The organism is Marinobacter sp. SBS5, assembly GCF_048285575.1.
GTDB lineage: Bacteria > Pseudomonadota > Gammaproteobacteria > Pseudomonadales > Oleiphilaceae > Marinobacter.
In genome coordinates this window covers 1-311 of sequence record NZ_JBLWAZ010000015.1, presented here as the reverse complement: position 1 = coordinate 311, position 311 = coordinate 1, and the positions used below count along the sequence as shown (strand labels likewise).

1 protein-coding gene is annotated in these 311 nt (G+C 56.9%); it reads left to right on the top strand.

What is annotated here, in order from left to right:
- The coding region (vgrG, locus tag ACNQ6O_RS15765) for a type VI secretion system tip protein VgrG (protein WP_418054125.1) at positions 1 to 311 on the top strand (311 nt) is incomplete at both ends.

The following is a 311-nucleotide window of genomic DNA, read 5'->3' as shown; positions in this document are numbered from 1 at the left end:
CGCGTGTCCCAAGGCTGGGCTGGCGGACAGTATGGTTTTATGGCCTTGCCCAGAATCGGCAACGAAGTGATTGTCAGCTTCCTCGATGGCGACCCGGACCAGCCGATCATCACCGGCCGCACCTACCACGTCACGAATACGCCACCGTACGCGCTGCCGGAGCACAAAACCCGCACCACGTTAAAAACCAAAACCCACAAGGGTGACGGCAGCAACGAACTGCGTTTTGAGGACGAAGCCGGCGAAGAGCAAATTTACGTTCATGCCCAGAAAGATCTCGATCTGCTCACGGAAAACAACCGCACCGAAGT